Origin of the sequence: Mesorhizobium sp. B2-4-17, assembly GCF_006441275.1 — a bacterium.
Lineage (GTDB): Bacteria > Pseudomonadota > Alphaproteobacteria > Rhizobiales > Rhizobiaceae > Mesorhizobium.
Map to the genome: position 1 here is coordinate 75,592 of NZ_VFUX01000002.1, position 25,138 is coordinate 100,729.

Here is a 25,138-nt window from a genome sequence, read left to right on the forward strand (position 1 = left end):
AGCTTGGGAATCACCTTTCGCAAGGAAACATTCCGCGACGATTTCACCTTCAGGAACAGCCCGGAACACATCAGGCGGTTCCCGTTTCCGTTCCACGAAGACGCCTACATGTACGCGGTCAACATCGAGCCGCATGTCGTCGGCCCGAAGGGCAGCGTGCTGGAGAACCTGATCGACGTCGACGAACATTACGTCGCCGAGATGCAAGACCGCGCATTGGTGCTGGCCGAGGACCCGCTGCGCTGCCAGTCGCTGCCGCACATGACGCTGGCTGGCTGGGATCTGCTGGAACTCCTGATGGAGCAGCAGGCGCTCGGCTATCCCGAGCATTTCACGCTGATGCGCGACGGTGACCGCTGGCGCTGGATCAACAGGCCGCTCGGCATCGACGACACCTTCACCTTCGGCGACACCTCGACGCTGCCTTACGGCCCAATGGAGTACATCACCCGGCAGAGCCAGGGCGATTTCTGCATCCTTGACCAGCGCGACGGCAATCTGTGGATGGATGCCGGCATGGTCACCACCCAGGCCGACTGGTCGCTCGATTTCGACATCGGCATGAACTTCTTCGAATGGCACGCGCCGGTGCCGCTGGCGCATGAGAAGGGGATTTTCACGCGCGCGCTGAAATTCCTCACCAACATCCAGCAGGGCAAGCCGGCGCGGCGCCTCAACTGGACGATGACCGTCAATCCGCGTCTCGACACCAGCCCGGAGAATTACCACAAATGGGGGCCGGACCGGGCGACGGTCACGCCCGAGAATGTCGGCGACAAGGTGCATCTGCGCGTCGAATTGCAGAGCTTCTGGCGGCTGCCGCGCTCCAACGGCATCGTCTTCCCGATCCGCTGCTACCTGATCAAGATGGATGAGCTGGTGGCGCAACCGAAATGGGCACGGCGCCTGCACCGCGTCATCCGCGACCTGCCCGAGGAACTCGCCATCTACAAGGGCCTGACGCGCTATCGACCGACCCTGGTCGAATGGCTGTCGAAGCTCGATGACGGCAGCCCGACGAGCCCGGGGTTTGGGCCGGACTGAGCAATGCTCGCGAAACTACCGATCTCCCCCCTTGTGGGGGAGATGCCCGGCAGGGCAGAGGGGGGCGTGAAGGAACGCAGGCCTTGCCCACTTGGCGAAAGGCAAACAACCTCCTCAGGTAGCAGCTACGATCGATTGATAAGTCGGCGGGACAGCGCCCCCTCTGCCCTGCCGGCCATCTCCCCCACGAGGGGGGAGATCAGCCAATCATCCCGCACTATTCTGCGGGTAACAAATAATCGACAGATAGCGCATCGGCAGCTGCGTCAGCTGCTCGGGCCCGTGCGGCGCGTCGGCGTCGAAGAACAGGCTATCGCCGGGCTTCATCGGATAAAGATTGCTGCCGTGCCGGTAAACGACCTCGCCTTCGAGCATGTAGAGGAATTCCATGCCTTCGTGCTGAAAGGTCGGGAACACGTCCGAATCTTCGGTCAGCGTGATCAGGTATGGTTCGACGACCACGCCGCTGGTGTTGGAGCCGATATGGCCGAGCAGATTGTACTGGTGGCCGGCGCGTGTGCCGCGCCGCTCGACATCCAGCCCTTCCCCGGCCTTGACGAAGACGGCGCTGCGCTCTTCCTCGAAGCGGCGGAAGAAGGCCGTGACGGGAACGCCCAGCGCTCGCGACAGCGCCTGCAAGGTGGTCAGCGACGGCGAGGTGATGCCGTTCTCGATCTTGGACAGCATGCCGAGCGAAATGTCTGTGGCGACAGCGAGGTCGGCCACAGTGATGCCGAGCTTCTTGCGGAATGCGCGTACCTCGCGGCCGATCGCGACCTCCAGCACTTTTTCGCGCTTGTCGCGAATGGCATGCGGATTCTGCGTCAGCGGCGCGCGAATGGCCTTTCCTTCCGCCAAGGCCTTCAGCTGCGGCTTCGGCTTGGCGGTCGTGGAACCAGGACCAATGTTGGAAGCGGAAATTTTCTTCGCCATGTCTCCCGACCCCCAGGATTTATTTCACTCAAGGTGAACATGTCAGGTGCCGATACAGGAGCGCAACCGCGACGGCAAGCCATCTTATGTCACATGCGCCGGTCCCATGATCGCGGCCGCCGCGGTTTTTTCCGCCAGGAATTCATTGCGCGCGAACGCCGTTCCCGCAGTTGGCTGTTGACAGCACCAAAGGGCCAATTACTGTCCTGTCAGTGAAATTTGTTTCGCTGGGGAAATCAAAAAAGGAGGCCCGGAATGAACACTCGCGTTGCCGTCATCGGAGCCGGACCGTCCGGTCTGGCACAGCTCAGGGCCTTCAAGTCGGCGGCCGACAAGGGCGCCGAGATTCCCGAAATCGTCTGCTTCGAAAAGCAGTCCGACTGGGGCGGCCTGTGGAACTACACCTGGCGCACCGGCCTCGACGAACATGGCGATCCGGTGCATGGCTCGATGTACCGCTACCTCTGGTCGAACGGGCCGAAGGAATGCCTGGAATTCGCCGACTACACTTTCGAGGAGCATTTCGGCCGGCCGATCGGCTCCTATCCGCCGCGCGCCGTGCTGTGGGACTACATAAAAGGCCGGGTCGAGAAGTCGGGCCTGCGCCAATGGGTGCGCTTCAACAGCCCGGTGCGCATGGTGACCTTTTCGGACGAGACGAAGAAATTCACCGTCACCGCGCATGACCGCACCAACGACGTCACCTATTCGGAAGAGTTCGACAATGTCGTCGTCGCCTCCGGGCATTTCTCGGTGCCCAACGTTCCATATTTCGAGGGTTTTTCGACCTTCAACGGCCGCATTCTCCACAGCCACGATTTCCGCGACGCCATGGAGTTCAAGGGCAAGGACATCCTGATCATCGGCCGCTCCTATTCGGCCGAGGACATCGGTTCGCAATGCTACAAATACGGCGCCAAGTCGATCACCTCCAGCTACCGCTCCAAGCCTATGGGCTTCAAATGGCCGGACAATTGGAAGGAAGTGCCGCTGCTGCAGAAGGTCGTCGGCAAGACGGCCCATTTCAAGGACGGCTCGACCAAGGATGTCGACGCCATCATCCTGTGCACCGGCTACCTGCATTCCTTCCCGTTCCTGACAGACGACCTCAAGCTCAAGACCGCCAACCGCATGTGGCCGCTGGATCTCTATGAGGGCGTCGTCTGGGAGAAGAATCCGAAGCTCTTCTATATCGGCATGCAGGATCAGTTCTACACCTTCAACATGTTCGATGCACAGGCCTGGTATGCACGCGATGTCATCATGGGCCGCATCAAGCTGCCCTCCGCCAAGGCGATGGCCGAGCATGGCGCCAAGTGGCGGGCACGTGAGGAGACGCTGGAAGACGCCGAGCAGATGATCTGGTTCCAGGGCGACTACACCAAGGAATTGATGGACCAGACCGATTATCCTGGCTTCGACGTCGAGGCGGTCAACCAGACCTTCATGGAGTGGGAGCATCATAAGGCGGAAGACATTATGAGCTTCCGCGACCACGCCTATCGCTCGCTGATGACCGGCACCATGGCGCCGCTGCATCATACGCCGTGGCTGCATGCGCTCGACGATTCGATGGAGAGCTATCTCGAGGTGAAGGGCGTGGCGGCGGAGTAGCCGCGGCGCATCTGCCTATCCCAGCCTTGCCCTGGCCTTCGCCGTCCAGGCGCTGAACAGCCGGTCGGCGACAATACCGATGAAGGCGATGGCCAGGCCAGCGACGATGCCGCGGCCGGAATCGGCCTTCGACAGCGCGATGAACACTTCCTGGCCAAGGTCGCGTGTGCCGACCATGGCGCAGATGATGATCATTGCCAGCGCCATCAGGATGGTCTGGTTGACGCCGAGCATGATCTCAGGGAGCGCCAGCGGCAATTGCACGCGAAAGAAGGTCTGGCGCGGCGTGCAGCCGGAAACCTTCGCCGCCTCGATCAGCGCCGGCGGCACCTGCCGGATGCCGTGATTGGTGTAGCGGATGGCCGGCACCACGGCAAAGGCGACCGTGGCGATCATCGCGGTGACGTCGCCGACCCGAAACAGCATCACCACCGGAATGATGAAGCAGAAGGACGGCAGCACCTGCAGCGTGTCGATGATGGGTGTGACGATCTTCTCGAAACGGTCGTTGCGCGATGCCATCAGCCCGATCGGGATGCCGATCAGGCAGGCGATGAAGGCCGAGATACCGCAGAGATAGACCGTCGCCATGGTCTTTTCCCAAAGTCCGGTGGCGGCGCAGAAGGCGGTGAGTGCCGCGACGAGCGCCGCCAGGCGCAAGCCTGAGAGCTGATAGCCGGCAAGGCCGAGCAGGAACACGGCACCCAGCCACGGAAAGCCTTCGCAGAAGGCGCGCACTGGGTTCAGCACGTTGAGGATGAGCGCGACGCGGAACGCCTCGATCGTGTCGAAGAAGTTGATCGTCACCCAGTTCACCGCCGCTTTCCACAGCGGCGCTGTTGTGAATGTGATCGCCTTCGGCACTGCCGCGAAGGCCGGCACCAACAGGCTGAGCAGGGTCGTCACGATGAGGATGGCGACGGCCAGCGTCAGATTGGGGTGGCGTCGCCAGAAGCTCGCACTCACGTCCGGATGGTCGTTGCCCCTTGCCTGCTTGTGGGCGATGGCCTGGCTCAGCCGGTCGAGCGCGATGGCGAGCGCGACAATGGCAAGACCCGCTTCCATCGCCTCGCCGACCTTCAGCGCGCGCAGCGCCAGAAGCACATCGTAACCCAGGCCACCGGCGCCGATCATCGACGCGATGATCACCATGTTGAGCGCCAGCATGATCACCTGGTTGACGCCGACCATCAGCGTCGGCCGCGCCGAGGGCAGCAGCACCCGCCACAGTTTCTGCCGCGCCGTGCAGCCGGCCATGTCGCTGAATTCGCCGATCTCAAGCGGCACGCGCGACAGTCCCAGCATCGTGGCACGCACCATCGGCGGCGTGGCGAAGATAGCGGTGGCGATCATCGCCGACACCGGGCTGTTGCCGAACAGAAGCAGCATCGGGATGAGATAGGCGAAGGTCGGGATCGTCTGCATCAGGTCGAGGGCAGGGGAGACCACCAGCCTTTCCGCCCACGGCTTGCGCCAGGCCCAGATGCCGGCGAACAGCCCGGTGACGATGCAGAACGGCACCGCGATGGAAATCAGCGCCAGCGTCAGCATGGCGCTGGTCCATTGGCCGAACAGCGCGATGTAGAGGAAGCAGCCACCGACCAGCAGGCTCAGTTTCCGGCCTCCCACGGCATGGCCGGCGAGGAAGGCGGCGGCGCACACGCCGACCCATGACAGGCGTGGCAGGACATAGGCGTCCGCGCCATGACCGATCTTGAAATTCTTGGCCAAGAGATCGAGCGCGAAATCGAGCGGCACGCCGAGCACCGCTGTGATCGAACGGGTCAGCCAGGAAAGGTTCGACTTGATCCAGCCCATCAGCGCGCTGACCCACTCGGGGATGGGGACGACGGCGCTGGCGGGATAGTTGACGGCCCAAGGAATGGTGTCTTGCAGCAGGAACATCATGAGCACGGCGGTGAGTGCGAGCGCCCAGATGACGAGCCACCGCTGAACCGGCTGTCTCACCTTGCTGGCGCTTGCCGTTACCGTCATGTGCCGGCTGCCGCGCGCCCGATGCCGGCCAACAGATCGATGACGGCTTGCGGCGTCACTTCGCCGATCGGCTTGCCGGTGCCGTTGACCACCGCGAACGGCTTGCCGGCTGAAACGATGTCGGCCGAGAAACTGGCGATCTTGGCATCCGGCGCGACCACGCCGCCATGCTCCGAGCCTTCGCAGGCGCGCATCAGGCTGCGTGCAGAGATCACCTTGGCGCGGTCGACGTCGCGGGTGAATTCGGCGACATAGTCGGTCGCCGGGTTGACCACGAGCTCTTCCGGCGTGCCGATCTGGATGACCTCGCCATCCTTCATGATGGCGATGCGGTCGGCGAGCCTTATCGCCTCGTCGAAATCATGGGTGATGAAGACGATGGTCTTGTGCAGCATGGTCTGCAGCCGCATCAACTCGTCCTGCATCTCGCGGCGGATCAGCGGATCGAGCGCGGAGAACGGCTCGTCGAGGAACCATATCTCGGGCTTGGTGGCAAGGCTGCGGGCGATGCCGACGCGCTGCTGCTGGCCGCCGGAGAGTTCACGGGGGTAGAAATGCTCGCGGCCACGCAGGCCGACAAGTTCGATGACTTCGCGGGCGCGCGCCTCGCGCGTCGTCCGATCCTGGCCCTGGATGCTGAGAGGAAAGGCGATGTTGTCCAGCACGTTGAGATGCGGCAGCAGGGCAAAATTCTGGAACACCATGCCCATGCGATGGCGCCGCAACTCGATGAGTGCGGCGTCGGAGATTTTCAGCAGGTCCTTGCCTTCGAACTCGACCTTGCCATGGCTCGGCTCGACCAGCCTGGACATGCAGCGCACCAGCGTCGACTTGCCGGAGCCGGACAGCCCCATGATGATGAAGATCTCGCCCTGGCGGATTTCGAGGTCCACGGCGCGCACCGCCCCGACCAGCCCGGCCGCGGCCACGTCCGCCATGCTGGCCTTGCCGTCGCGCTCGCGGATGAAATTGGCCGCGTTCGCCCCGAACAGCTTCCAGACATTGCGGCAGGCAAGTTTTACCGGGCGGTCATCCGTGCCCGGTTGCGGCGACCCCTGTTCAGTCCTGTCCGTCATCCAATGGTCCTTGGGGAACATCAACAACTGAGACCCGGCCGATCAACGGCCGGGTCTCACTTCCAGTCGGAACAGTCACTGCGCCCAGGCTTTCCAATCTGCCTCATGGGCGGCGATCCAGGCGGCGGCAACGTCCTCCGGCGTCTTGCCGTCGAGGTCGATCTCGCCGCTCATCTTGTTGAGCTCGTCGGTATCGATCGTGTAGGCCTTGGCCACCTTGTAGGCGACCGGCCACTTGTCTTTCATGCCGTTCCAGGAATATTTCCAGATTTCGCCATGCGGCTTGCCGCAATCGTATTTTGCATCGGGGTTCACGCCCCATTTCGGGTCGTTGTAGCATTCGGGCGTGTATTCGGGGAATTGCACCCACTCGCCCTTGTATTTGGCCGGCGCCCAGTGCGGCGAGTAGATCCACAGCATGATTGGCGCCTTGCGCTGATAGGCCGACTCGAGCTCGGCGAACATCGCGGCATCGGTGCCGGCATGGATCACGGTGAAGGGCAGCTTCAGCGCGGCAACGCGCTCGTCGTCAAAGCCTTCCCATGTGACCGGACCTCCGAGATAGCGTCCCTTCGGTGCCGTCTCGGCGGTCGAGAACGATGCCGCGCATGTGGCGTCGAGCAACGCATGCCAGTCCGGCAAGGTCGGGCACTTTTCCTTCATATATTCGGGGAACCACCACTCCTCCTTGGCCTTCGGCCCGAGCTTGCCGAGCCGCTCGGTCTGGCCGGTGGCGTCGGACGCCTTCATGGCCTCGCCGGCGGTCGTATCCCAGAATTCCAGGCCGACATCGAGGTCGCCATTGGTGAGGCCGGTGGTCAGGCTGGAGAGGTAGTCGGCGGTCGGATACTCGACCGTGTAACCGAGCTTTTCGAGGATGCCACCGAGGATCTTGGCGTTGAGATTGACGCTGGTCCAGTCGAACAGTGCGATCTTGATCGGGTCGTTGGATTCCGGTGCGGCGGCATTGGCGATCGGACTGATGACACTTGCCGCGGCAAGTGTCAGGGCTCCCATCGGGAATTTCGAAATCAAACCACGAAATGGCATTGCTTGTTCTCCTTCAAGCTGTGTCGGTTATGGTCGTTCCCTTCTTGCGTCTTTTCTTGATTGTTCTGAAAAAAGCCGGTCGTTGCGCAAGGCCTCTGCCGCCATGCCGCAGCCAAGGCCGGCGCAGGCGCGATGATGCTCGATTTTGGTGGTGACGGATACTGCCGAGGCGGCCAGTCTCATGGCCGATGCGTCGCTGCGGGAGCGATCATCCGCGGGTCGATTGCCAGTCCTGCGGCGCCCTGCGAGGTGCGAGCCATCACGGTCCCATGATCTCGGCTGTTGGCCCGGCGAGCCCCATCTCGCAAGGCCGTTTCATGGGATGAAATTATATATACCAACGTTCATGCGGCGCAACGACTAACGCTTCGCTCGCGGCGGAATTTCAGACTGCAGGCGAAGTTGTGCGGATTCGCTCAGAAATAACCGTTCGAGGCAGCGGTGGCTTCCTTCGGAACTTCGACGCCGTCGACCAGGATCTTGTCGACCAGTTCGTGGTGGAAGCAGACCAGCCCTTTGATACGCTCCGCCTCGTGCACCGGCTCCGGATAATACCAGACAAGGTTCTCGTGCCGCTTCTTGGCTGTCGTCACGTGGTAGTAATTGGAGATACCCTTGTAGGGGCAGCGCGAAATGTAGCGGCTGGGTGCGAACATATCGAGCCGCGTATCCGAGATCGGCAGATAGTGGCGCACGGGATGGCCGGTCTCGAACAAAAACACCCCACGGCGGGAATCGGCGACCAGCTCGCCATCGAGGATGACCTGCACCCGCCGCGACGAGGGCAGGCAGTCGACCCTGCGGAACGGGTCGCGGGCATGGACGAAAATCTCCTCGTCCTCCTCATACCAGTGCGTCATCTTGGGCCAATAGAAGGACATGTAGTCCGTCGGCAGCGGGGACCCCTTGACCGGATCGAGATAGCGCCAGGCGGCATCCTCGACCAGTGTGATGCCGGTGTTCAGGGAGTAGTGCGTGGCGACGCCCTTGAACGGGCTCTCGGTCGTCGTCGTGCTTGGCAGCAGGAACTCCTCGCGCACGTCGCTCATCGGGAAATAATAGACGGGCAGGTGGTCGGATTCGTAGAGCACCAGCGCCTTGGTCGTGTCGGCGACAATCATCGAACCCACTTGCACGCGCAGCCGCTTCTGCATCGGCATGGTGAAGGCGACGTAGCCCGGCTCGAACTCATACTGCATGATGTTGTCGAGCAGGGGGAAATGCGGCCCGCGGCCGCGCAAATGAGGCTTGCGAATGGTAGTCTCCCGTTTCTTTTCTTTTGTCATCGAGCGTTGGCCAAAAGTGAGATGAGCTTCGGATTGAGCTGTTGTATCGGAGAGGGTTTCCGGGCGGCGGGTTTCTCCTGCATCAAACTGCTGGAACGATGGCCCCCACCGCTCTTCGCAACCCTGCTGCCGGATAGCCTCACCGCCCGAAAAGCGGAGTTTCACAGCCGAGCCTCTAACCCAGGGACACACGATCGAGCAGCAGCCCGGCGGCGATCGGCGGCAGGCCGCTGACATTCTTGCGCACCGGCACCAGCAGATCCGGGAAATAGCTGAAGATGACCGGCGTCTCGTCGAGCAGCAGTTTCTGGATGTCGGACGCGGCCGCGCGCTGCGCGCCGATGTCGAGCGCTTTCAGATAGGACGTGACCATGCCGTCATAGGCGGGGTTCTTGAAATGCGCCGCATTCCATGGGCCGTCGCTGACCAGCGGGCTCTTCAGGAAGACATTCGGCACGCTGCGATGCGCGTAGTCGGTGATGCCGAGCGGGCTGTCCAGCCAGTCCGACTGGCCGAACACCGCCTTGCCGTAATATTTGTCCTGGTCCTCGATATTGAGCGCGATGCGCGCGCCGATCTCCTTGGCGAAGTTCTGGAACAGCTGCGCGTAGCCTGGAATGTCGGAATAGCGCAGCGTCGTCAGGGTGATGTCGAAGCCGCTGGCCAGCCCCGCCGCCTCGAGCAGTTGCTTGGCCTTAGCGATATCCTGCGTGCGTTGTGGCACCGACTTGTCGGTAGCGGGGAAGGCCGGCGCGAACGGGCTGTCATTGCCGGTCGCGGCCATGCCGCGGCAGAGGCCGTCGACCAGCTTGGAGCGATCAATGCACAGCGCCAGCGCCTGGCGCACACGCTTGTTGGTGAACGGCGCCATGTCGCAACGCATGTGGAGCTGGCGGTGCGCGGTCGAGGCGACGCGCAGCACCGTGATGTCGGGGCTGTTCAGCACCACCTGGCTGACATCGAGTGGGACGGCGTCGAGGATGTCGACCTCGCCGGCCTGCAGTGCCAGGATGCGTGGCTGCACGTCGCCGTAGAACTTGAACTCAAGGCGATCAGGCAGGGCCTTCTCGCCCCAATAGTCGGGGTTGCGCACGAAGGTCGCGCCGACCTTCGGCGTATAGCTTTCCAGCCGGAACGGTCCAGTGCCTTCAAAGGTCTTTTCGTAGTCGCCCTTGTAGCTCGCCGGCAGGATGACGGCGTTGTAGTTGTCGATCGACACCGAATAGGGAAAGCTGCCGTTGGGCGCGTCGAGATGGAAGGCGACGGTGTGGTCGTCGACCTTTTGTGTGCCGCCCTTCGACAGCAGGCCCTTGAACACCGACAGCGCGTTGGAAGCGCCATTCGGATCGGCCAGCCGGTCGAAGGTCGCGACGACGTCGTCGGCCTTGAAGTCCTCGCCATTGTGGAATTTCACGCCCTTGCGCAGCTTGAAGGTCCACACGCTACCATCCTCGTTCGGCGACCAGCTTTCCGCTAGCACCGGTTTCAGGGTGAGGTCGGGCTGGGTGACGCAGAGAAACTCGGCGGTCTGGAAAACCAACTGGTAGCTGCCGCTATCATAGTAGGTGACGGGATCGATGGCGCCGCCGGGCGTGGCGACGCCGGCGCGCACAGTGCCGCCCGGCTTCCCCTCGGCGCGGGCTTGCTGCGTGCCGAAACCGGCTGCGGCGACAAGGCTGCCCAGGAACGGCAGGGAAAGGCCAAGCACGCTGCCGTGGCGCAGGAAACCGCGCCGGTCGAGCCTGCCGGCCAGCAATTCGTCGACAGCGGAATTTTCGATTGCGGTGAGGCTTCTGCGAGCGGCGTCGATCATCCTGAAATGCCTTGGCATGGCTGCATTCCTCGCTTGCCCTTGGGGGGTTGGCCATTTAGGTCATTGTTGACCGCGACCGGAAAGCGATATTTTTTGATGGGGTCCATCGAAATTTTCGATGCAGGAGTGATTCATGGATACCGAGAACCTGCGCAGCTTCCTGGAGGTCGCCGAACATGGCAGCTTCACCGTCGCGGCCAACCGGCTCAACCTCGCCCAATCCACCGTTAGCGCGCGGATCAGGGGGCTGGAAGAGCAGTTGGGGCGCCGGCTTTTCGTCAGGGATCGCGATGGTGTGACACTCACGCCGGCCGGTCGGCAATTCCTGCCGCATGCCTCCTCCATCACCCGCACCTGGGAGCAGTCGAGGCAGGACATCGCCGTTCCCGATGGCTATGAGAGCCTGCTGCGGCTGACGGCTCCCGCCTATCTGTGGGAGCGCATCACCTCGCCATGGGTCGAGTGGATGCGCGCCGAGCGGCCAAATGTGGCGCTGCGGCTCGAAGGCAGTTTTCCGGATCTGGCGATCGACCAGTTGGCGGAAGGCTTGCTCGACATCTGTATCCTCTATCTGCCGCGCCCGCATCCCGGCATCGTCTACGAGACGCTCGCCGTCGATCAGGTCGTGCTCGTCCAGCACACGGGTCAGACGAAGCCATGGACCGAAAACTACATTCTGATGGACTGGGGGCTCGAATTCCGCATCGAGCATGACCGTGCCTTCGCCGGCATGGTCAAGCCGGCGATTTCGGCCGGGCTGGTCTTCATCGGGCTGCAGCATGTCCTGTCGCAGCAGGCGGCGGCCTATCTCCCGCTCAGCGCTGTCAGCGGCCATATCGAGCGCGGCGAGATGCGGCGCATCGACAACACGCCGGTGTTCCAGCGGCCGATCTATCTTGCCTATCCCTCGAACCCGGTTTCCTCGGATGTCCTGGATGTCGCGCTCACCGGGTTGCGCACGCTGGCCGGGGACTGGCACAGCGATCAGGGTTTTTCGGAAGGCGATCGTTCGCTGGGCATGGCCGAACGGATGTGACCGGCCGGCATGGCGAGCAGGAAATGCCGCTATGCCGCTTCGATGACGACACCCTTCTGCAACCTCGCCAGCTCCGGATAGGGGATATGGCAACGGATGGAATGTCCAGGTTGCGCCTCGGCGAGCGGCGGTTCCTGCTGTTCGCAGATCGGACCGATCTTGCGCGGGCAACGCGTGTGGAAGACGCAGCCGGAGGGCGGGTTGACGGCACTGGGAATCTCGCCGTCGAGCCGAATGCGCGCCGTCTCGGTCTGGTCGAGCTTTGGCACGGCCGAGAGCAGTGCTTCGGTATAGGGATGATGCGGGCCGGAGAACACGGCTTCCGATGGCCCGAGCTCCATGATGCGGCCGAGATAGAGCACGGCGATCTTGTCGGAGAGATAACGAACCACGCCAAGGTCGTGCGAGATGAAGATGTAGCTGACGTCTTCCTTCGATTGCAGATCGGCGAGCAGGTTGAGGATCGCCGCCTGCACGGAGACGTCGAGTGCCGATGTTGGCTCGTCGCAGACGACGATGCGCGGATCGCCGGCGAAGGCGCGGGCGATTGCGACGCGCTGCTTCAATCCGCCCGACAGCTGGCGCGGCTTGACGGCCAGATGTCGGTCGGTCAGCCGCACCGACCGGACCAGATCGTCGAGACGCGTCTCCAGCGGCTTGCCGGAGAGACCGGCCAGCCGCTTCAACGCCCGCCCAAGGATGTGGCGGATCGAATGCGAACGGTTGAGTGCTGAATCCGGATTCTGGAAGACGATCTGCATCGCCTTGACCTGGTCGTCGCCGCGGTTCTCCAGCTTCGGCGCCAGCGCCTTGCCCTCGAGTTCTATGAGGCCGCCATCATCGGGTGGTACCAGGCCGAGCAGCAGCCTGGCGAAGGTGGTCTTGCCTGAACCGGATTCGCCGACCAGCCCCAGTGTCTCGCCGGGCCTGAGATCAAGCGAGACGTCCTTGACGGCGCGCAAGGGATGGCCATGGCTGGCATAGGTCTTGTTCACTCCCGCCACCCGCAACACAGGTTGGGCCGCAGGCTTTGGCGCGGGCGCCACATCGCTGGGTGTGGCGCGCGGCAGGGCTTGCGCCTTGTCGTGATAGTGGCAGCGCGACAAGCGCTTGCCGCGCTCGTCACTCAGATCATAGAGGGGCGGCAATTCGGTGCGGCAGCGCTCGGTCGCCAACGCACAGCGGTCGGCGAAGGCACAGCCGGTGATGGTGGCGCCAATGCCGGGCAGGAAGCCGGGGATGGTGTCGAGCCGGCCCTGGTCCTTGCGCTGGCCACCGCGCGGCAGGCAGCGCAGCAGGGCTACGGTATAGGGATGGCGGGGATCGTTGAAGACGACCTCCGTCGGTCCTTCCTCGACCAGCATGCCGGCATAGAGGACGCCGACGCGGTCGCACATATTGGAGACGACGGCGAGATTGTGGCTGATGAACAGGATCGAGGCCGAGAGTTCCTGCCGCAGTTGCGCGATGAGGTCGAGCACCTCGGCCTCGACCGTGGCATCGAGCCCGGTGGTCGGCTCGTCGAGGATCAGCATGGAGGGATCGTTGGCCAGCGCCATGGCGATCGCCACGCGCTGCTGCATGCCGCCCGACAACTGGTGCGGATAGCGCTGCATGACGCTTGGCGGATCGGAGATGCGCACCCGGTTGAGCATGGCGATCGCCCGATCGGTGGCGGCCTGTCCGGTTATGCCGCCAAGCTCGAAAATCTCGGTCAGTTGCCGGCCGATACGGATCGACGGGTTCAATGCCTTGCCCGGATCCTGATAGACCATGGACACGCTTTCGGCGCGGGCCCGCCGCAGCGCCTCGGCATCGAGCTTCATCAGATCCTTGCCGTCGAGCGAGATCGCGCCGCCGGTGATCGAACCGTTCCTGGGCAGATAGCGGACCACGGTGAGCGCGACGGTGGATTTGCCGCAGCCGGATTCACCGACCAGCCCATAGGCCTCGCCCAGGCCGATGGTGAGGCTCAGATTGCGCAGCACCGCGCGGTTGCGGCTAGCGACACGGTAGGCGACCGAGAGATCCTCGAGTTCGAGCGCGTTTTTTGCTTTTGCGTCCTGTGCCTTGACGGGTTCAGTCATTGAAGGCTCCATGAACGCCGTCGGCGGCCAGATTGACGCCGATCACCAGCGAGGCGATGGCCAGCGCATCGAACAGCACCGTCCACCAGAAGCCGCCGCCGATCATGCCGTAGTTGCTTGAGATGGACAGCCCCCAGTCGGGTGAGGGCGGCTGGATGCCGAAGCCCATGAAGGAGAGCGTGGCGACCGCGAAGATGGCATAGCCCAGCCGAACCGTGGTCTCGACCAGGATCGGTGGGATGACGTTGGGCAGGATCTCGACGAACATCGTGTGGAAGGCGCTCTCGTGCCGGAGCTGTGCTGCGGCGACATAGTCGAGTTCGCGTTCGGCCAGCACCGCAGAGCGCACGGTGCGCGCGATGATCGGCGCGAAGCTCAGGCCGATGACGATGATGACGGTGGTCTTGGAGGTGCCCAGTGCCACGATGGCGAGCAGCGCAACGATAACCACGGGGATGGCCATGAAGGCTTCGAGGATGCGGCTGACGACATCGTCGACGATGCCGCGGAAGTAACCAGTGAGCAGGCCAAGCGCGGTGCCGGCGACAGTCGCCAGCAAGGTGGCGAGCGGTGCGACGGTCAGGATATCGCGCGAGCCGACAATGACGCGCGAGAAGACGTCGCGGCCGATCTGGTCGGTGCCGAACCAGTGCTCGGCCGAAGGCGGCGTCAGCGCGTTGATGATGTCGTCGGCAAGCGGATCATAGGGCGCGAAATGTTCGCCAAACAGCGCGCAGGCAACCCAGAACAGGACGATGGCCAGACCGGTCAGAAAGGTGCCGGAACGCATGAGCGAGGACAGGACCTCCGCCGCCGGGCTGCGCCGGCGCGTGTCGTCTTGTCGTACGGGAGAGGTGGTCTGGACGGCGCTCATTGGTCTGTCCCCAGCCGGATGCGTGGATTGAGCACGGAATAGAGGAAGTCGGCGATCAAGGTCGCCACGGCATAGACGATGCCAATGGTGAGGATGCCCGATTCCAGCATTGGAAAGTCCTTGCCGCGCGCGGCGGTGAAGATCAGCGAGCCGATGCCCTGGTAGCGGAACAGCGTCTCGATCACGACGAGACCGCCGATGAGATAGCCGGTCTGGGTGGCAATGACGGTGATGGTGGGCAAGAGCGCATTGCGCAGCACATGGCGCCAGATCACCGTGCGCCACGGCAGCCCTTTCAGCACGGCGGTCCGCGTGTAATCGGAATCGAGCGCCTCGATCATGCCCGAGCGCGCCATGCGCGCGATATAGCCGAACAGCACCAGGAACAGCGGCAGTGCGGGCAGGATGAGGTAATAGAGCTGGGTGAAGAAGCCGGCGTCCTTGGGCCATGCCGCCGAGATTGGCAGCCAGCGCAGCCACACACCGAAGATCAGGATCAGGATGATGCCGGTGACGAACTCCGGCAGCACGGTCACCGACAGGCCGCCAAGGCTGATGATGCGGTCGAGCGGCCGATTGAGGTTGAGCGCCGCAATGACGCCGCCCAGGATGCCGATCGGCACCACCAGCACGAAGGCGACCGCGGCCAGCTTCATCGAATTGCCGAGCGCGTTGATGACGAACGGCGCCACCGGCGAGCGAAAGATGTAGGAGGTGCCCATGTCGCCCCGGACGAAGTTCCAGATCCAGGTCGCGTATTGGGTGAGGAGCGGGCGATCGACGCCGAGGGAGTGGTTGAGCGCGTCCACGGCCCGCTGGTCGGCGAACGGGCCCAATATCGCGCGTCCGACATTGCCGGGCAGAACCTGGCCGCCCAGAAACACCATGATGCTGAGCAAAAACAATGTGATCAGCGACAGCGACACACGCCGGGCGAAGAAGGAGAGAATGGCATCGGCTCCTTATGAACGAGGTATCGGCCCGGCCATGCCCGGGAGGTTCAGTGAACTTACTGTGACAGGCGGATCGAAGGCTGTCACCGCCGGAATGACCCCGGCAAACAGCGACACCTCGACCAGCGTCGAATTGCAGGTCGGTGACTGAGCAAGGCGCGACGTCCCCCGGTCTGGTGTCAGCACGTTCGGGTTGCCATGCTTTTCCAGGCTGTGCGGCTGTCCTGGCTCGGCAGGGTCGAACCATGCGCCGGTCGGCAGCTGGACCACGCCAGGGATCAAGCCGTCCGTCAGCACGGCGCCCGCCAGGCACGACCCGCGATCGTTGGAAACAAGGACGACCGCCCCGTCCTGTATGCCGCGCGCCGCGGCATCGGCCGGATTGATCCACAGCGGTGCGCGATCCGACACCTTTCCCGCGCGGCTGACCGAGCCGTGATCGTACTGGCTGTGGAGCTTGTCCGCAGGCTGCGGCGACAGGAGATGCAGGGGGAACCGCTCCGCAAGGTCGCTGCCCAGCCATTCCCTGGGCTCTCGCCACACCGCGTGGCCGGGACAGTCGTCATAGCCGAAGCCATCGATCGTCGAGGAAAACAGCTCGATGCGGCCTGACGGGGTCGCAAGACGGTGGCGCTCGGGGTCCGAGCGGAACGAGCCCAGTAATGTCTGCGAGGTGACGCGACGGGTGAGATCGGCGTGACCCTCATGCCAGAAGCGTTCGAAAGGCGGCATGTCGACGCCGATGGAGCCCGCATTCTCCCTGGCCTGGTCATAGAGCAGGCGAAGCCATTCCTCTGTGTCCCGCCCCTCCGTGAAGGCCTCGCGCACGCCAAGCCGCGCTGCCAGCTCGGCAAAGATCCGGTAGTCGTCGCGCGCCTCCTGCACCGGATCGATGGCCTGTTTCATGGCGACGACGAGATTTTCACGGTTCGAGAAAGCGAGGTCATTCCTCTCCAGCGGCGTGGTGACCGGCAGCACGATGTCGGCATGGCGTGCTGTTGCCGTCCAGAACGGCTCGTGGACGATGATCGTCTCAGGCCGTTGCCATGCCTCGACGAGACGGTTCAGGTCCTGATGGTGGTGGAACGGGTTGCCGCCGGCCCAGTAGACGAGCGTGATGTCGGGATAGGACATCGCAGCGCCATTGAATTCGAACGATCCGCCTGGATTAAGCAGCATGTCGGCCATGCGGGCGACGGGAATGAAGTCAGGCACGCGGTTCTTGCCTTGTGGCACGGACGGCCACCGAAATCCCATCTCCGGTCTGCCGGCGCCATTTGTCGACGAATAACCGAAGCCAAATCCGCCGCCCGGCAACCCGACCTGGCCAAGCAGTGCGGCAAGCGTAATCGCGGCCCAGTAAGGTTGTTCGCCATGGTCGGCCCGCTGCAGCGACCAGCTAACCATCAACATCGTGCGCTTGGCGGCCATCTCCCTGGCCAGGGCGACGATCCGGTCCTCGGCCACGCCGCTCAGGGCGGCAGCCCATGCCGCGTCCTTCGGTTGCCCGTCGCTTTCCCCGAGGATGTAGGCGCGAACGATCTCGAAACCGGTGCAGTAGCGCGCCAGAAACCCCTCGTTATGAAGGCGTTCGCTGACGAGGACGTGGCACAAGGCCAGCATCAGCGCCGTGTCGCTGTTCGGCCGAAGCGGCAGCCATTCGGTGTCGACACCGCGCGGCGCGTCGTCGCGCACCGGCGAAACATTGACGAGGCGGGCGCCATTGCCGACGGCTTTGCGCAGGGCGGCCGCAGCCTCGTGGCGTGCCGAGCCGCCGCCCTGTATCTGCGTATTGCGCCAGGGCAAGCCGCCAAAGGCGATGATCAGCTCGCTATGCCGTTCGATCCCATCCCAGGTGGAATGATTGCCCGTCAGGCCATCGGTCCCGCCAAGCACATGCGGCAGGATGATCTCGGCCGCGCCATAGGAATAGCTCAGCACCGAACTGGTATAACCGCCGATCGTGTTAAGGAAGCGGTGCACCTGGCTCTGGGCGTGGTGGAATCTTCCCGCGCTCGCCCACCCATAGGATCCCGCATAGATTGCACTGTTTCCACGCTCGACGCGAACCCGGTCCAGTTCGGCGGCCACGATGTCCAGTGCCGTTTCCCACGACACTTCGACAAAGGGCTCGCTGCCCCGCCGGCCATTGGCGGTGGACCTGTTTCCCTCGAGCCAGCCGCGCCTCACGGCGGGACGTGCCACGCGCAGATCCCCCTGTACCGTGCCGAGCATGGACTTGCCGATCGGCGATGGATCGGGGTCGCCGCTCCATGGCTCGACGCCAACGAGCCTGCCGTTCTCGGCACGGATTTCGTAGGTCCCCCAATGCATGGTGGTGAGCAGCGTCTCGGACTCCATCGGGCCGGTCAATGATCAATCGTCCCGCAGGCGAGGGTTCCGCGTCAGGCCGGCGTGCAACGCCTTGCCTCGGCCTGGCCGCGAAAGCGCCAGCCCCCGATGGGGACTGGCAGTTGCGGGATGGGCTTGTCTCCTCGCGCTTAGGCCTTCGACGCCTTTTCGAGGAACAACTGCGACATGGCGGTCGGCTGCACGCCGGCCACACCCTTCGCCGTTGCCGTCAGGTAGTCGTAGAAATAGCCGAAGATGACAGGCGTTTCCTCGAGCAGCAGCTTCTGGATCTTGCCCGCCGTCGCCTTCTGCGCTTCGAGGTCGAGCGCGGCGATATAGCTGGTCGCCAGCGTGTCATAGTCCTTGTTCTTGAAATGCGCGGCGTTCCAGGTGCCGTCGCTCTTCAAGGGAGCCGCGAGATAGACGTTCGGCACGCCGCGATGGCCATAGTCGGTGATGCCCATCACCGAATCCAGCCAGTTCGATTTGCCGAACACCGCGTCTCCATAGTAGGCGCTCTGGTCGAGGATGTTGAGTTCGAGCTCGATGCCGATCTCCTTGACCCAGTTCTGGATGAGCTGGGCATATTCCGGGATTTCGAGGTAACGCTCGGTGGTCAGCGTTATCTTGAAGCCCTTGCCGGCACCGGCGGCTTCCATCAACTGCTTGGCCTGCGCGATGTCCTGCTCGCGCTGTGGCACGCTCGCATCGGTCGAAGGGTAGACCGCGGCGAACGGACTGTCATTGCCCGCCACGGCGCGCCCCTTCATCAGACCTGCGACCAGCTTTTTGCGGTCGATGCTGAGCGCGATGGCGCGGCGCACGCGCGCATCCTTTAGCGGGCCGTCGTCGCAGCGCAGATGCAGTTGCTGATGCGCTGAAGACTTCAGACTGATGATGTCGACACTCGGATCGTTGAGCAGGGCGACGCCAGCCAGCACCGGCATCTGGTTGATGATGTCGACCTGGCCGCCTTGCAGCGCCAGGATCATCGGCTGCACATCGGTGAAGAAGGTGAATTCCGTGCGATCCGGCAGCGCCTTCTCGCCCCAATAGTCGTCGTTGCGGACGAAGGACGCACCGACTTTCGGTGTGTACTTCTCAACCTTGAACGGCCCGGTGCCGTCGAAGCTCTTCTCATAATCGCCCTTGTAGCTCGCCGGGATGATGACGGCGTTGTAGTTGTCGGACGACAGCATGTAGGGGAAGTTGCCGTTGGGCGCGTCGAGGTGGAATTCCACCGTGTAATCGTCGACCTTCTTGCTGGCGCCCTTCGACAGGATGCCGGTGAACACCGACAGAGCGTTGGACGAATTGGCTGGATCGGCGAGGCGGTCGATGCTGGCCAGCACGTCCTCGGCCTTCATCTCGCCGCCTGAGTGGAACTTCACGCCCTTGCGCAGCTTGAAGGTCCACACCGAGCCGTTGTCGTTCGGCTTCCAGCTTTCGGCCAGTGCCGGCTTGAGCACGAGATCGGGACCGTCGACGCAGAGGAATTCAGCAACCTGCTGCATGACCAGCAGGCCGCCGGCATCCGCGATGGTGACAGGGTCGATGGCGGCTGCCGGCACGCTGCTGGCGACGCGGATTGTGGCGCCGGCTGCGCCAGCGGCGCGGGCGAGCGACGGCATGCCGCCCAGGCCGGCCGCCGTGGTTATGCCGCCAAGCAGCGGCAGCGACAGGCCGAGCAGGCTGCCATGCCGGATGAAGTCGCGGCGGCTGACACGGCCATCGACGAGGCCATCGATCAGATGGTTTTCGAGCGGCGTGCGGTTACGGCGGATGAGATCGAGAATGCGGTAATCCTTGTTCATGGGTTCTAAGCCCTTTCCCCAGTTGTTGTGGTTGGCGAAGCATTCCAGTTGACGAGTTCCGTGGAGTTCTCCTGTCCAGGCATTCATCACTATCGGTCGACGGACTGTAGCATGGGGTTCTGTCTGGTCCATCCGCCCCTTGGGTCGGAAAGGTCAGATTTTCTTGATGCATTTTCTGTCGGCCGGGCGACCGGATTGAAGCGTAGCCGCCTTTTTCTCGATATTCCTCCTTCCTTTCAGCGTCCTTCTAGTTCAGCGGCAATCTGCGGTAAGTGCCGGGCTTTTCCGGGTCATGATATTTATTGCATGGCCCGTTCTCGACGAAGTCGCGATGGCAGGCGGCAAGCTTCTCGCGCGACAGCGTGACGCCGAGGCCATGTCCTTCCGGCACCGCCACCACATTGTTTTTCGGCGCAAATGGCCCTTCCTCAATAATGTCCATCGGCTGCATGCGAAACAGCGACTGGTTGGGCTCCCGGATCCAGCCGAGCGCGGCGCACAGATGCAGATAACAGGCGTTGCCGATGCCCGTGTCGCCGCTGTAGCACCAGTAGTCGATACCGGCGTGCTCGCAGGCGCCGACGAAGCGCAGCATGCGGCCGATGCCACCATGCGCCGTCGGGTTGCCGACGAAGGCGTCCGGAACCTTGAGGTCCATGGCGCGCGCAACGTCGATGTTGTGGGTCGAGAACGGGATCGAGCAATGGCGGCGCAGTTCGCGCATTTCCTCGATCGTGGCCACCGGATCCTCCCAGTTGCGCACGCCGAGATCCTCCAGCGGCCGCGCCAGTCGCCGCGCGGTGCTGAGCGAATAGGCCTGATTGGAATCGATGCGGATCATCACGTCGTCGCCGAGCTTGCGGCGGATCAACTCGACCATCTTCAGTGAGATTTTCGGATCGTCGGTCGAGAATTTGCCCTCGAGGAAGGTCGTGCCATGCGTCTCGTGCAATTCGACGCAATAGTCAGCGACCTCTTCCGGCGTCGTCTCGCCTTTCTTATTCGGGCCGTCGCCGCGCAGCGAGAAATAGTCGGTGAACGGGATGTCCTTGCGCACCGCGCCGCCGAGCAGTTGATAGAGTGGCTGGTTCCATGCCTTGCCGCGCAGGTCCCACAACGCCATCTCGACGGCGCCGAAGGCCATGATGCGGGCGCGATCATTGATCGACTGAACGCCGGCCCAGAAGGGCAGGCAGACATGCTCCGCACCGGCGATGTCGAAGGCGTCGCGGCCGACGAGCCGTTGGGCAAGCACGTCATTGACGATGGCCGCCGCGGCCGGCGTCGGCGCCTCGCCGAGGCCGACAAGCGCGTCCTCCGTCTCGACCTCGACAATGGTCGGCGAGAAGCCGTCGAGTTCGCCGAAGACCCAGACGTAAGGGACTTCCAGCCGGTAGTTGATCGGCGTTGCCCTGATGCGCCTGATCTTCATCTCAGCGGCCGATCTCGAAGAAGGGCTTGCCGAGCAGGTCGGGAACGACGTCGATGCCGAGGCCTGGTCCGTCCGGAATGCCCATGCGGCTGCCTGTGACCGGCGGCATGTTCGATGCGGTGCGCACCGTCACCCATTCGTGGAAGGCGATGGCATGCAGCCGGCGCTCCTCCGGCGTCGACAGCGACAGGTGCGCCATCGCCGCTGTATCGATCTCGGCGCCGCCAGTGTCCTCGACCGTGATCGTGAAGCCGAGGTCGACGGCAATGTCGCGGATCAATCGGGTCTTGGTGATGCCGCCCAGCCGCGAAATCTTCAGCGTCAATCCGTCGGCCGCGCCCCGGCGATAGATTTCCAGCATCTCCTCCAGCGAGGTGACGGATTCGTCGAGCACCATCGGCTTGTCGAGCATGCGGCGCACCGACATGTTCTCGTCGATCGTCGTGCAGGGCTGCTCGAACGTGTAGTCGATTGCGCGCGTCGCGTCGGCGAACTGGCGCGCCTGATAGGGCGTCCAGCCGGCATTGGCGTCGCAGAAGATCACAGTGCCTTTCGGGACCGAAGCGGCGACGGCCGTGACGCGCTCGACATCTTCATGGACATTGCCGCCGACCTTGACCTGCAGCCGGTGGAAGCCGTCCTTGACGATCCGCTTGGCCAGCGCCGCCATTTGATCGACCGTGCCATGGGTGACGACCTTGTAGAGTTCGGCCGTGTCGCTTTCCTTGCCGCCGAGCAGCGTGACCAGCGGCACGTCGGCGGCGCGCGCGGCAAGATCCCAGCAGGCCATGTCGAGCGCCGACTTGATGTAGGGATGGCCCTTGAACACAGTGTCCATCAGCCGGCCGATGCTGGCCAGCCCACGCGGATCTTGCCCGATGAGATGTGGCACGATTTCCGGCACGCCCGCGCGTGTTCCCGCTGGAAACGCCGCCGAGTAGAAATTGCCGAGCGGCGCCATCTCGCCCCATCCGGTCAAACCGCTGTCCGAGGTGACGGCGACGATCACCGCGTCGAAAGCATCGGCGACGCGTCCCTTCGACATACGGTAGGGTCCGTCCACGAAGGGCTGCACGACATGATAGGCTTTGATGGTTTCGATCTGCACTTTGGTATCCGTTTTCAGCGATGATGAGAAGGATCAGGCGCCCTTCGACGGGCGCCGTTCGAGGCCGCGCGCATAGGTAAGAAGCTCTTCGAAATCGAGGTCGATGTGCTCGCGGGCGTGACGCTGGGCGGCGCGCATGTCATCGCCCTTGAGCAGCCGCACATAGGTCTCATGGACGTCCGCGGCCGGCACGGCTTCCTTGCGCGCCTGCTGGTGCAGGGCGAAATACATCTGCAACCGGCTGGTCAGCCGCTGCCATGTTTCCAGGAGCACCGAATTGTCGGCCCATTCGTGGATCAGGCCGTGCAGCTGCAGCGCGGTTTCGATCTGCCTTGTGGTGTCGCGGTCGCGCGTTGCCTGCTTGACCGCCTCGTGGCGCCGGTCGAGCTCATCGAAAAAGCGCTGGTCACGCAGCTTCCAGGTCCGCTCAATGGCGAACTCGTCCAGCACCTTGTTGAGAGAATAGGCATCGTCGATGTCCTTGGCGGTGACGTCGATGACGAAGGTTCCGGCGTAGGGAATGCTGGTCAGGATGCCTTCCTGCACCAGTTCGCGCATTGCCTCGCGTAACGGCGCACGGCTGACCCGCATCTGTTCGGAAATACGGAGCTCGTTGAGCTTCTGGCCTGGTTCGAGCTGGCCGGTCAGGATCGCACGCCGCAGCAGAGCCACGATTTCGGCCCGGCGCGTCGTGTCGGCAATTGGGCTGAACTCCGTCTTCACCATTCGGCCCACTCCAGCGAGAAAGAAGGCTAGACAATCAGATTGTCGACAATCTGACAAGGCGTCATTTTCGTTTTTACCCGACACTCCGGCCCGATGCGGTTCGGGGCAACTCAGGCCGCGCGGCCGTAGAAGCCGACCCGCTCCTCGGCACTGAACATCACCCCCGGCCTTTCATAGTAGGAGAACACCGCGATCATGCGTTCGCGTTCGCCTTCGACCGTGGTCACGCGGTGCGCGGTATTCTTGCCGCGAAAGACGTTGAGCGTACCCGGCTTCATGCGCAGGATCTTGGCTTCAGGATCGCGGCCTTCGAGCAGCTTGGCGACGCCTTCGTAGTTCGGGTCGTCATCCGATCTGAGATCGGTGCGGTATTCGAGGTCGCCGCCGCGTTGCGCCTGCTGCAGCAGAAGCGTTGTGGTGAACTCCGAGCGGTCGAAATGCCAGTTCAGCGCCTCGCCGGCGCGGTAGGCCATGACATTGGCGCGGGCCAGCGGATCCTGCATGACATGCAGCCTCTCCTTGCCCATCGTTGCGGCCAGGAACCGCACCAGCGGCTCATACTCATAGATCGTCATCACCGTGCTGCCGGGGATCTGGTCGGCGCAGACGGTGTGGCTGATGGTTTCGACCTTGCGCAGCGCGGGATGATCGGGCGCGAGTTCGGGGATATCGGGCTTGAAGTAGATGTTGTGCATGCGCTTGTGGACGTGGGATTGCGTGTCCATCACCGGCTTGATTTCCCGCACCGCCTGTTCGGCAACGCCGGGCCTCAAGAAACCTTCCAGGTTGAACATGCCATCGGCTTCAAGGGCGGCGATGGACTGTTCGACAAGACGGTTCCATTCGGGACTGCCTTCGTGGTCGAGCGGATAAAGGTCGAGATCGAGAATGTCTTTCATGGCGGATGCTCCATCGGTCGGGCACAGGAGACGGCAAAAAATTCTTTCCCTCAACGCCGAAAATTATTAGGAATGGCCAAGAAAAACTTACGGAGCCTGGCTTGGACCGCCTGCCGCCACTGAATGCGATCAGGACCTTCGAGGTCGCGGCCCGCGCCGGCAACTTCACTCTGGCGGCGAGTGAGCTTGGCGTGTCCTCGGCGGCGGTCAGCCAGCAGATACGCAACCTCGAAACCTGGTTCGGCAAGCAATTGTTCGTGCGCACGGGAAATCGCATCACGCTGACCGATGCCGGCCATGCCATCTATCCGCAGACCGCGCGTGCGCTGGGCGACATTGCCGCCATCGGCCAGCGCATGCTGGAAGGCGGCTTGAGGACACGGCTTGTGGTCAGCGTGCCGTACTCGCTGGCCGAGCTGTGGTTGGCGCCGAGACTGGCAGCACTTCTTGAAGCTTTCCCGCACATGGCGATCGACGTGCGGGCGGAAGACGATCCGGTCGACCTGACGCGCCAGGGTGTCGATCTGCGGATCTCCTATGGCGACTACCACTATCCCGGCCTGCGGATGGTCCGTCTTGTCCATGACGATGTGCTGCCGGTCTGCGCGCCAGGGTTCTGGCACCGGCATGGCAATGGCGACAGAGGTCTGTCGGATCTGCATGAGAGCCTGTTCATCCACACCAATTGGGGTCCGAACTATGCCTCGCACCCGACCTGGGCGGATTGGTTCGCGGCATGCGGCGGCAACCGCTCGCCAGACCCGTCGCATGGCCGTCGCGTCGGCCTGTCCAGCCTGGCGATCGCCTCGGCACGCTTGGGCCTCGGCATTGCCCTTGGCCAGCGGGTGATGGCGCAGGCCGATCTGAAGGCAGGGCGCCTGATCGCGCCGTCACCGGTCTCGGTGCGCCTCGGTCATCCCTATTGCGCCTTCATGCCGCCAGCCAAGGCCGACCGCGCCGATGTGGCCGCTCTTGTCGGCCTGCTCGTGAAAACGGCGCCCACGACCTGAGAAAAGGTCGAGGACGCCGCGCGGAAACCGGGCCTG

The 25,138-nt window shown here is 63.3% G+C and carries 19 protein-coding genes; 4 read left to right on the forward strand and 15 right to left on the reverse strand.

The annotated features are described in order from the left end of the window. Positions 1–3 precede the first annotated feature (3 nt). Positions 4–1,044 carry a DUF3445 domain-containing protein gene (locus tag FJ548_RS02055; protein WP_140776565.1) on the forward strand — a complete coding sequence of 347 codons (1,041 nt, stop codon included), beginning with the start codon at positions 4–6 and terminating at the stop codon, positions 1,042–1,044. A gap of 207 nt (positions 1,045–1,251) precedes the next feature. Here the strand turns inward: FJ548_RS02055 and FJ548_RS02060 are convergent, their stop codons facing one another. Further along, positions 1,252–1,977, reverse strand: a complete 726-nt coding sequence (locus FJ548_RS02060) for an XRE family transcriptional regulator (RefSeq protein ID WP_140697127.1) — start codon at positions 1,975–1,977, stop codon at positions 1,252–1,254. 255 nt (positions 1,978–2,232) lie between these two features. Here FJ548_RS02060 and FJ548_RS02065 point away from each other — a divergent pair, with 255 nt between their 5' ends. Next, the gene (locus tag FJ548_RS02065; RefSeq protein WP_140776567.1) at positions 2,233–3,591 is read left to right on the forward strand and encodes an NAD(P)/FAD-dependent oxidoreductase; all 1,359 of its coding nucleotides are present in this window, start codon (positions 2,233–2,235) and stop codon (positions 3,589–3,591) included. A gap of 15 nt (positions 3,592–3,606) precedes the next feature. Here FJ548_RS02065 and FJ548_RS02070 read toward each other — a convergent pair whose 3' ends face one another. The 5 genes from FJ548_RS02070 to FJ548_RS02090 all read right to left on the reverse strand — a co-directional run bounded on the left by FJ548_RS02070 (position 3,607) and on the right by FJ548_RS02090 (position 10,829). After that, positions 3,607–5,586 (reverse strand): ABC transporter permease subunit, encoded by a 1,980-nt coding sequence (locus FJ548_RS02070; RefSeq protein ID WP_140776569.1) that lies wholly within the window; start codon positions 5,584–5,586, stop codon positions 3,607–3,609. After that, positions 5,583–6,662, reverse strand: a complete 1,080-nt coding sequence (locus FJ548_RS02075) for a glycine betaine/L-proline ABC transporter ATP-binding protein (RefSeq protein ID WP_140776571.1) — start codon at positions 6,660–6,662, stop codon at positions 5,583–5,585. Before FJ548_RS02075 ends, FJ548_RS02070 begins: the two co-directional genes overlap by 4 nt. 75 nt (positions 6,663–6,737) lie before the next feature. Next, the gene (locus FJ548_RS02080) at positions 6,738–7,712 is read right to left on the reverse strand and encodes an ABC transporter substrate-binding protein (RefSeq protein WP_140697114.1); all 975 of its coding nucleotides are present in this window, start codon (positions 7,710–7,712) and stop codon (positions 6,738–6,740) included. 416 nt (positions 7,713–8,128) lie between these two features. Further along, positions 8,129–8,998 carry a DUF427 domain-containing protein gene (locus FJ548_RS02085; RefSeq protein WP_140776573.1) on the reverse strand — a complete coding sequence of 290 codons (870 nt, stop codon included), beginning with the start codon at positions 8,996–8,998 and terminating at the stop codon, positions 8,129–8,131. Positions 8,999–9,173: 175 nt separating this feature from the next. Further along, positions 9,174–10,829 (reverse strand): ABC transporter substrate-binding protein, encoded by a 1,656-nt coding sequence (locus tag FJ548_RS02090; RefSeq protein WP_140776575.1) that lies wholly within the window; start codon positions 10,827–10,829, stop codon positions 9,174–9,176. Between the two features lie 115 nt (positions 10,830–10,944). On the opposite strand from FJ548_RS02090, the gene FJ548_RS02095 reads away from it, so the two are divergent. Beyond that, entirely contained in the window at positions 10,945–11,847 is a 903-nt protein-coding gene (locus FJ548_RS02095; RefSeq protein WP_140697107.1) for a LysR family transcriptional regulator, read from the forward strand. Between the two features lie 29 nt (positions 11,848–11,876). Here FJ548_RS02095 and FJ548_RS02100 read toward each other — a convergent pair whose 3' ends face one another. The 9 genes from FJ548_RS02100 to FJ548_RS02140 all read right to left on the reverse strand — a co-directional run bounded on the left by FJ548_RS02100 (position 11,877) and on the right by FJ548_RS02140 (position 24,092). Next, positions 11,877–13,934: an ABC transporter ATP-binding protein gene (locus tag FJ548_RS02100; protein ID WP_140776577.1), complete on the reverse strand. Its 2,058-nt coding sequence runs from the start codon at positions 13,932–13,934 to the stop codon at positions 11,877–11,879. Then, complete coding sequence (locus FJ548_RS02105) at positions 13,927–14,808, reverse strand: ABC transporter permease (protein ID WP_140776579.1); 882 nt, start codon at positions 14,806–14,808, stop codon at positions 13,927–13,929. The genes FJ548_RS02100 and FJ548_RS02105 overlap by 8 nt, the downstream gene beginning before the upstream one ends. Beyond that, complete coding sequence (locus FJ548_RS02110) at positions 14,805–15,758, reverse strand: ABC transporter permease (RefSeq protein WP_140697101.1); 954 nt, start codon at positions 15,756–15,758, stop codon at positions 14,805–14,807. The genes FJ548_RS02105 and FJ548_RS02110 overlap by 4 nt, the downstream gene beginning before the upstream one ends. 12 nt (positions 15,759–15,770) lie before the next feature. Continuing rightward, entirely contained in the window at positions 15,771–18,122 is a 2,352-nt protein-coding gene (locus tag FJ548_RS02115; RefSeq protein ID WP_140776823.1) for a molybdopterin guanine dinucleotide-containing S/N-oxide reductase, read from the reverse strand. Between the two features lie 140 nt (positions 18,123–18,262). Next, positions 18,263–19,927 carry an ABC transporter substrate-binding protein gene (locus FJ548_RS02120; RefSeq protein WP_140776581.1) on the reverse strand — a complete coding sequence of 555 codons (1,665 nt, stop codon included), beginning with the start codon at positions 19,925–19,927 and terminating at the stop codon, positions 18,263–18,265. Positions 19,928–20,174: 247 nt separating this feature from the next. Continuing rightward, positions 20,175–21,359 carry a mandelate racemase/muconate lactonizing enzyme family protein gene (locus FJ548_RS02125; RefSeq protein WP_140776583.1) on the reverse strand — a complete coding sequence of 395 codons (1,185 nt, stop codon included), beginning with the start codon at positions 21,357–21,359 and terminating at the stop codon, positions 20,175–20,177. A 1-nt stretch (position 21,360) separates the two neighbouring features. Next, entirely contained in the window at positions 21,361–22,467 is a 1,107-nt protein-coding gene (locus FJ548_RS02130) for a mandelate racemase/muconate lactonizing enzyme family protein (RefSeq protein ID WP_140776585.1), read from the reverse strand. A gap of 33 nt (positions 22,468–22,500) precedes the next feature. Then, positions 22,501–23,193, reverse strand: a complete 693-nt coding sequence (locus tag FJ548_RS02135) for a GntR family transcriptional regulator (protein ID WP_140776587.1) — start codon at positions 23,191–23,193, stop codon at positions 22,501–22,503. Positions 23,194–23,303: 110 nt separating this feature from the next. Next, positions 23,304–24,092, reverse strand: coding sequence for a 2OG-Fe(II) oxygenase (locus FJ548_RS02140; protein ID WP_140776589.1), 789 nt, complete (start codon positions 24,090–24,092; stop codon positions 23,304–23,306). A gap of 101 nt (positions 24,093–24,193) precedes the next feature. On the opposite strand from FJ548_RS02140, the gene FJ548_RS02145 reads away from it, so the two are divergent. Next, on the forward strand, positions 24,194–25,102 hold the full coding sequence (locus FJ548_RS02145) for a LysR substrate-binding domain-containing protein (RefSeq protein WP_140776591.1): 909 nt from the start codon (positions 24,194–24,196) through the stop codon (positions 25,100–25,102). Positions 25,103–25,138: the final 36 nt, after the last annotated feature.